Source organism: Pseudonocardia sp. SID8383 (assembly GCF_009864975.1).
In the GTDB taxonomy this organism is placed as follows: Bacteria; Actinomycetota; Actinomycetes; order Mycobacteriales; family Pseudonocardiaceae; genus Pseudonocardia; species Pseudonocardia alni.
In genome coordinates, this window is sequence record NZ_WWFY01000842.1 from 1 (window position 1) to 7954 (window position 7954).

General features: G+C 74.0%; 7 protein-coding genes and 1 pseudogene. 7 read left to right on the plus strand and 1 reads right to left on the minus strand.

The features are described from left to right. Nucleotides 1–467, minus strand: a pseudogene (locus tag GTW08_RS20240) (APC family permease); the annotation flags it as partial. 231 nt (nucleotides 468–698) lie between these two features. Between GTW08_RS20240 and GTW08_RS20245 the strand changes: the two are divergent. The 7 genes from GTW08_RS20245 to GTW08_RS20275 all read left to right on the plus strand — a co-directional run. Further along, nucleotides 699–2237: an APC family permease gene (locus tag GTW08_RS20245; protein ID WP_304580050.1), complete on the plus strand. Its 1539-nt coding sequence runs from the start codon at nucleotides 699–701 to the stop codon at nucleotides 2235–2237. Beyond that, nucleotides 2234–4135: a primary-amine oxidase gene (locus tag GTW08_RS20250; RefSeq protein WP_073574534.1), complete on the plus strand. Its 1902-nt coding sequence runs from the start codon at nucleotides 2234–2236 to the stop codon at nucleotides 4133–4135. Before GTW08_RS20245 ends, GTW08_RS20250 begins: the two co-directional genes overlap by 4 nt. A gap of 171 nt (nucleotides 4136–4306) precedes the next feature. Further along, entirely contained in the window at nucleotides 4307–4792 is a 486-nt protein-coding gene (locus GTW08_RS20255) for a peroxiredoxin (protein ID WP_062395851.1), read from the plus strand. Between the two features lie 40 nt (nucleotides 4793–4832). Further along, nucleotides 4833–5432: a TetR family transcriptional regulator gene (locus tag GTW08_RS20260; RefSeq protein ID WP_073574533.1), complete on the plus strand. Its 600-nt coding sequence runs from the start codon at nucleotides 4833–4835 to the stop codon at nucleotides 5430–5432. A gap of 100 nt (nucleotides 5433–5532) precedes the next feature. Beyond that, nucleotides 5533–6192: a heme oxygenase (biliverdin-producing) gene (locus GTW08_RS20265; RefSeq protein ID WP_073574532.1), complete on the plus strand. Its 660-nt coding sequence runs from the start codon at nucleotides 5533–5535 to the stop codon at nucleotides 6190–6192. Between the two features lie 63 nt (nucleotides 6193–6255). Next, entirely contained in the window at nucleotides 6256–7677 is a 1422-nt protein-coding gene (locus GTW08_RS20270) for an SDR family NAD(P)-dependent oxidoreductase (RefSeq protein ID WP_174565855.1), read from the plus strand. Nucleotides 7678–7723: 46 nt separating this feature from the next. Continuing rightward, the coding region (locus GTW08_RS20275; protein ID WP_161152383.1) for an exodeoxyribonuclease V subunit gamma at nucleotides 7724–7954 on the plus strand (231 nt) is incomplete at its 3' end.

The window sequence follows — 7954 nt, forward strand, 5'->3', positions numbered from 1 at the left end:
CGGACCCCGCGCACGACCAGCGCGGTCACCACCGCGCCGACCGCGACGGCGAGCAGTGCCGACGCGAGCGGCCCGGTCGCCCACGGCCCGCACAGCGGCCCGAGGTAGGCCACGGCTCCCGCGATCGCCGCGCCGCACAGCAGCAGGTACCCGGCCAGCGTCGCGATCCCGGCCGCGAACGCCGGTCCGGCGCCGAGGCCCTGCGCGGTCAGCGTGTAGATCCCGCCGGGTGCCGCCATCCGGCGGGTGAACCGGGCGACCGAGGCGGCGACGAGCAGCGCGAGCACACCGGCGACGACGAACGACCACACCGTGCCCGCCCCGGCCATGCCCGCGACGATCACCGGGGTGGCCGCCATCGCCGCCGAGGGTGCCGATCCGGCGATCGACTGGGCCGCGACGGCGGCCGGGCCCACTCGTCGCCGGGCCAGGCCGTGCACCGGTGACCGGTCACGCAACGACGTCACGACGCCCCTCCCCGCCCTCACCGGTGATCCTCGCCCGCGGACACTAGCTCCCCATGTCGACGCCATGACCAGCGACGACGGGTCGAACGAGAAAAACTCCGGCGCCGTTCCCGCAGTGCGGGAACACCACAGCCGGTGATTCGCACCACACGGGATCCGGCGTTGTGCACGGTCCGCGGCACCGGCCACCGTCCCGGCACCCGACGTCCGCCTCGACCGCCAGGAGGAACCGTGAGCGCACCCGCGCCCCGCCCGTCACCACCGTCGCCGGCCCCGGAGCCCGCGGACCGGCACCGTCTGCGCGGGACGCTGGGCGCCGGGTCGATCGTGTTCATGGTGGTCGCCGCGGCCGCGCCGCTGACCGTCGTCGCCGGGACGGTGCCGCTGGGGCTGGCCGCGGGCAACGGTGCCGCGTTCCCGATGACCTTCGTGCTGTGCGCGGTGGTGCTGCTGCTGTTCGCGGTGGGCTTCTGCGCGATGTCGCGGCACGTGCCGGGTGCCGGCGCGTTCTACGCCTACGTCGCCCGCGGGCTCGGTGCCGCGCCGGGCCTGGGCTCGGCCTTCCTCGCGCTGGTCACCTACACCGCGGTGCAGGCCGCGGTCTACGGCTACCTGGGCGCGACCGTCGACGCGCTGGTGCAGCACCACGGCGGGCCCGCACTGCCCTGGTACCTCTACGCGGCCGCGGCGCTCGTCGTCGCCGGGGTGCTCGGCTACCGCCACATCGAGCTGTCCGGCAGGGTCCTGGGCACGCTGCTGGTCGCCGAGGTCGCGATCGTGCTGGTGTTCGACGCCGTCGTCGCCGCGACCGGCGGGCTCGGCTCCGGCCGCTCGACGGCGCTGTTCGTGCCGTCGCAGTTCCTGTCCGGCTCGCTCGGCATCGCGATCATGTTCGCGATCGCCTCGTTCATCGGGTTCGAGGCCACCGCGGTGTTCCGTGACGAGGCCCGCGACCCCGAGCGCACCATCCCCCGCGCGACCTACCTGGCTCTCGTGCTGATCGGCGCGTTCTACACGCTGTCGTCGTGGGCCGTCGTCTCCGCCTGGGGCGACGACGGCGCCGTGGCCCGCGCGACCGAGGACCCCGGGAACATGATCGTCGCGACGATCACCGCGGTGCTCGGCCCGGTCGGCGGCGACCTGGCCCAGGTCCTGCTGGTCACGAGCCTGTTCGCGGCGCTGCTGTCGTTCCACAACGTGCTCTCGCGCTACCTGTTCGCCCTCGGCAACGCCGGCTCGATGCCCCCCGCGCTGGGCCGCAGCCACGCCCGGCATGCCTCGCCGCACGCCGCGTCGGCGGCCCAGTCGGGCACCGCGCTGGCGCTGATCGCGGTGTTCGCGGTGACCGGGATGGACCCGGTGACCCAGGTGTTCGCCTGGATGGCCGGGACCGCGACCCTCGGGGTGCTCGCGCTGATGGCGCTGACCTGCGCTGCGGTGCTGGTGTTCTTCCGCCGCTCGCGCGTCGACACCCGGTTCTGGCACACCGCCCTGGCCCCGGCGCTGGGGCTGGCCGGTCTGCTGGTCTGCCTGTGGCTGACCGTCGCGAACTTCCCGACGCTCATCGGCGGCTCCCCCGCGCTGGCCCTCGCCATCGGCGGGGTCCTGGTCGCCGCGTTCGTGCTCGGAACGGTCCTGACCCGATTCACGGGTGCCCGCCCCGAGACCTTGCCCTCGCCCGACGCGCCCGGAACCGTCACCGGGAACGACACCGCGCACGACACCGGGCACGACACCGCCGGAACCGACCTCCAGGAGGAGACCCGATGACCGCCGTCCAGGAGCCGCGCACCACCGCGAGCCACCCGCTGGCCCCGACCACGGAGGCCGAGGTCACCGTCGTCCGCGAGGTCCTCGCCGCGGCCGGGCTGCTCACCGAGCACGTCCGCTTCGCGTTCTTCGCCCCCGAGGAGCCGCCCAAGTCCGAGGTCCTCGCCCACCCCGACGGCGCCGACGCCGAGCGCAGCTTCCGCGCGGTGCTGCTGGACCTGGGCACCGGCCGCTCCCACGACACGGTCGTCTCGGCCACCCGTCGCGAGCTGGTCTCCTGCCGCGAGCTGGAGCCCGAGCGGGAGGGGCAGCCGCCGATCATCGACTCGGAGTTCGAGTTCATCGAGGACGTCCTGAACGCCTCCCCGGACTGGCTCGCCGCGCTGGAGAAGCGCGGGCTGGAGCCCGCCTCGGTGCGCGCCGTGCCGCTGTCGGCCGGCGTCTACGACATCCCCGGGGAGAAGGGCCGCCGCCTCGCCCGCGCCTTCGGGTTCCGCCAGGACCACGAGGCCGACCACGCCTGGGCACATCCCGTGGACGGGCTCGTCGCCTACGTCGACCTCACCGCCCGCACGGTCGACCGGGTGATCGACACCGGTGTCGTGCCGGTGCCCGCGACCAGCGGGAACTTCGACGACCCGGCCGTGCAGGGCGAGCACATGACCTCGCTCAAACCGATCGAGATCACCCAGCCCGAGGGGCGCTCGTTCACCGTCACCGACGGCCGGGTCCGCTGGGGCAAGTGGGACCTGCGCGTCGGGTTCAACGAGCGCGAGGGCCTGACCCTGCACCAGATCGCCTTCGACGAGCGCCCGATCTGCTATCGCGCCTCGGTCGCGGAGATGGTCGTGCCCTACGCCGACCCGGCGCCGGTGCGGTTCTGGCAGAACTACTTCGACTGCGGCGAGTACATGTTCGCCCGCTACGCCGACTCCCTGCAGCTGGGCTGCGACTGCCTCGGCGACATCCACTACCTCGACGCGGTGGTCGCCGACGACCTGGGCAACCCGCGCACGATCAGCAATGCCATCTGCATGCACGAGGAGGACCACGGCGTCCTCTGGAAGCACACCGACATCTTCACCGGCGCCCGTGAGGTGCGCCGCCAGCGTCGCCTGGTGATCTCGTTCTTCACCCCGATCGGCAACTACGACTACGGCTTCTACTGGTACCTCTACCTCGACGGCACCATCGAGCTGGAGTGCAAGGCGACCGGCATCGTGTTCACCTCCGGTACGCCCGGCGAGTACGCCACCGAGGTCGCGCCCGGCCTGGGTGCTCCGTTCCACCAGCACCTGTTCTCCGCGCGGCTGGACATGACCGTCGACGGCACGGCCAACGCCGTCGAGGAGGTCGAGGCGGTCCGCGTGCCGATGGGCGAGGGCAACGCCCACGGCAACGCGTTCGCCCGCTCGGCGACCCGGCTGACCCGCGAGTCGCAGGCCCAGCGGGACGCCGACCCGGGGTCCGGGCGGGTCTGGCACGTGGTGAACACCGAGAGGACCAACGCCCTGGGTCGGCCGGTCGGCTACGTCCTGCACCCGCACGGGCAGCCCACCCTGCTGGCGGACCCGGCGTCGTCGATCCACGCGCGGGCGACGTTCGCCTCGAAGGCGCTGTGGGTGACCCGCTACGACCCGGCGCAGCGCTACCCGGCCGGCGACTTCGTCAACCAGAACCCGGGTGGGGACGGACTGCCCTCCTGGGTGGCCGCGGACCGTGACCTCGACGGCCAGGACGTCGTGCTGTGGCACACCTTCGGGCTGACCCACTTCCCGCGGCCGGAGGACTGGCCGGTCATGCCGGTCGACTACACCGGCTTCGTCCTGAAGCCCGCCGGGTTCTTCGACCGCAACCCCACCCTCGACGTCCCGCCGGCGCCCACGAGCTGCCACTGACGGCCGCGCGGGTCCCGCGCCGCACGGTGTCCGCACGGCGCGGAACCCGTGCGGCGCCGGCGGCGGTGCCCGGCGACAGGACGGGGTGTGACGACGGCGCGGGGCCGGGCGGGGCGGTGGCGGACTAGGGTCGGTCCCGACCGCTCCACCCCGCAGCACCAGGAGGAACCCGTGGCTCTCGCCGCCGGTGACCAGATCCCCGACGTCACCCTGATGACCCCGTCCGCCGAGGGCCCGAAGCCCGTGCAGAGCGCCTCGGTGCTCGGCACCGGCACGGTCGTGCTGTTCGGTGTGCCCGGCGCGTTCACCCCGGCCTGCTCCGACACCCACCTGCCCGGCTACGTCCTGCGGCGCGACGAGCTCAAGGCCAAGGGCGTCGACACCGTGGCCTGCACCTCGGTCAACGACGCGTTCGTCCTGGAGGCCTGGGCCGAGTCCCGCGGCGCCGGCGACGCGGTGCTCATGCTCGCCGACGGCAACGGCGACTTCGCCAAGGCCGCCGGTCTGGACATGGACGGGTCGAAGTTCGGCCTCGGTACCCGGTCGCAGCGCTACGCCGCGATCATCACCGACGGCGTCGTGCGCTGGATCGGCGTCGAGCCGGTCCCGCCGACCGTCGAGATCTCCGGCGTCGAGTCGGTGCTCGCGCAGCTCTGAGGTTCCGGGCCGACCGGCACGCGGGCCTACACTGGCCCGCGTGCCGAAGGTCCTGGGCTCGCTGGCGACGCACCGCGAGCAGGTGCGCGAGCGGGTGTTCGACGCCCTGCGCGGGCAGCTCTACGGACGTGGCTTCGACACGGTGACCCTGTCCGGGGTCGCCGCGGCCGCCGGCGTGGGGCGCACGGCGCTCTACAACCACTTCCCCGACCGCCAGGCCCTGCTCGTCGCGTTCGTCGAGCACGAGGCGGAGCGCTACGTCGCCGAGCTCGACGCCGCGCTCGCCGAGGCCGCGGACCCCCGCGAACGGCTCGCCGCCTTCGCCCGGCTGCAACTGCGCCGCCTCGCCGAGTTCCACCTCCCGCCCGGCCAGGCGCTGGCCGGTGCCCTCGACCCGGCCGCCTACCGGCGGATCGCCGCGCACGCCGACCCGATCTCCGACCGGCTGGTGGCCGTCCTCCGGGCCGGCGCCGCCGACGGCTCGATGGTCGACGACGACCCGCACGTGCTCGCCGCCGTGGTCTCGGCCGCGCTGTCGAGCCGTCGGATCGTCGAGGTCGAGCCGGACGCGCTGGACGCGACGGTGGAGACCGCGGTCGCCGCCGTGCTGCGAGCGGTCTCGACGATTGTCCGCGACTGAGGCTAGCCTTACCCGCATCCAGCGCTTAGCATCGTGATCTGACACGGTGTCAGATCCGGCGCCGTGCCGTCGCACCAGACGTCACGTCACGGGAGGGCCGATGGACGCCACGACCCCCATCACGGGCACGCTGTCCGCCGATCTCCGCCAGGCCACCTGGGCGGTGCACGAGCGGGCCCACCGGTGCAGCTACTTCGGGGCGCTGTTCGACGGTGATCTCCCGTTGGACGCCTACACCCTGCTCGCCGAGCAGTACGTCGCGATCTACACCGCGCTGGAGGAGGCCGGGGACGCCCTGGCCGCCGACCCGGTCGCGGCCCCGTTCGTGATCGACGAGCTGCGCCGGGTGCCCGCCCTGCACGCCGACCTCGACGCCCTCGGCGGCGGCGTCCCGCGGGTCCTGCCCTCCACGGCGGCCTACGTGGCGCGGCTGCGCGAGGCCGCTTCGGACCCGGCGCTGTTCGTGGCCCACCACTACACCCGCTACCTGGGTGACCTGGCCGGCGGCCAGGTCGTCGGGAAGGTCCTGCAGCGCACCTACGGCATCGAGGGCCCCGGGCGGCTGTTCTACGACTTCAGGGCCCTCGGCAGCCCGTCGGCGTTCCGGACCCGGTACCGCGCCCTGCTCGACGACGCGGCCTGGACCCCGGCGCAGCGGGCCCGGCTGCTCGCCGAGGCGGTGCACGCCTTCGAGCTGAACATCGCCGTCCTCACCGAGATGGCCGAGGAGGTCGGGCTCGCGCAGCCGCTGGCGTCCTGAGCCGGAATCGGGGGAACTAGGATCGACGCCCGTCCCCCGACCACCGATCCCAGGAGTGTCCCGGTGTCCAGCCCCGGCATCGACCCGGACGAGCTCGCGACCGCGCTGAAGGTACTGGCCCGGGTCGACGAGCTGCCACCCGAACACCCCGACGCCGTGGTCGTCCGGCGGGCGACCGCGGGGATCTGGAAGTCGGTGCGGCTGCGGCGCCGCGCCGAGAAGCGGCAGGCCGAGAAGTCCTCCGACGAGGCCGTCACCGCCGCCACCGCGACCGGCGCGGCCGGGCGCATCGACGACGAGACCGCCGGCATCCCGCTGGTGTCGACCACCCCCGGCGCGACCGCGGGGACGCTGCACCGCGCCCGCGGCTGCTACGTGTGCAAGACGCGCTACACCGTCGTCGACGCCTTCTACCACCAACTGTGCCAGGACTGCGCCGCCGCGCACCGTGCCCACCGCGACGCCCGTACCGACCTGTCCGGGCGCCGCGCGCTGCTCACCGGCGGCCGCGCCAAGATCGGGATGTACATCGCGCTGCGGCTGCTGCGCGACGGCGCGCACCTCACCATCACCACCCGTTTCCCGCGCGACGCCGCCCGCCGCTTCGCCGCGCTGCCCGACTCGGCGCAGTGGCTGCACCGGCTGCGGGTGATCGGGGTGGATCTGCGTGACCCGGGCCAGGTCGTCGCCGTCGCCGACGAGGTCGCCGCCGCGGGGCCGCTGGACATCCTGGTCAACAACGCCGCGCAGACGGTGCGCCGCTCCCCCGGCTCGTACTCCGCGCTGGAGGCCGCCGAGCACGAGGAGCTGCCAGCGGGCGAGCTGCCGGAGATCGTGTCGTTCACCAGTGCCTCGCGCGAGCACCCGCTCCTGCTGGCCGGCGCGGTCCCGGGCGGGCGCGACCTGGCCGCGCTGGCGACGACGGCCCGTTCGGCGTCGCCGGAGCGGATGGCCGCCGGCACCGCGGTGGACGCGGGCGGGCTGCTGCCCGACACCGCGGCGGTCAACAGCTGGGTCGACCACGTCCAGCACGTGGACCCGCTCGAGCTGCTCGAGGTGCAGCTGTGCAACCAGACGGCGCCGTTCGTGCTGGTCTCGCGGCTGCGCCCGGCGATGGCGGCGTCGAGCGCCCGCAACAAGTACGTCGTGAACGTCTCGGCGATGGAGGGCGTGTTCGGACGCGGCTACAAGGGGCCCGGGCACCCGCACACGAACATGGCGAAGGCCGCGCTGAACATGCTGACCCGCACCAGCGCGGGCGAGATGTTCGCGACCGACCGGATCCTGATGACCGCGGTGGACACCGGCTGGATCACCGACGAGCGTCCGCACCCGATGAAGCTGCGCCTGGCCGAGGAGGGGTTCCACGCCCCGCTCGACCTCGCCGACGGCGCCGCCCGGGTCTACCACCCGATCGTCGCCGGGGAGGCCGGCGAGGACCTGCACGGAGTGTTCCTGAAGAACTACCGCGTGTCCTCCTGGTAGAGGGGTCCACCCGTCACTGTCGGGGGTCGCCGCTACCGTGCGGTCCGTGCTGGAGATCCATCGGGCCGAACGCGCCGACACCCTCGTCGAGGCGCTCGCCGACGTCCTGGCTGCCGGCTCGGGCGACCCGTTCGCGGCCGAGACCGTCGCGGTCCCCGAGCGCGGGGTGGAGCGCTGGCTGGCCCAGCGGCTCGCGCACCGGCTCGGTGCGGGGACGGGCAGCGGCGGGGTCTGCGCGAACGTCCGGTTCCCGGCGCCGGCCGCGCTGCTCGGCGGG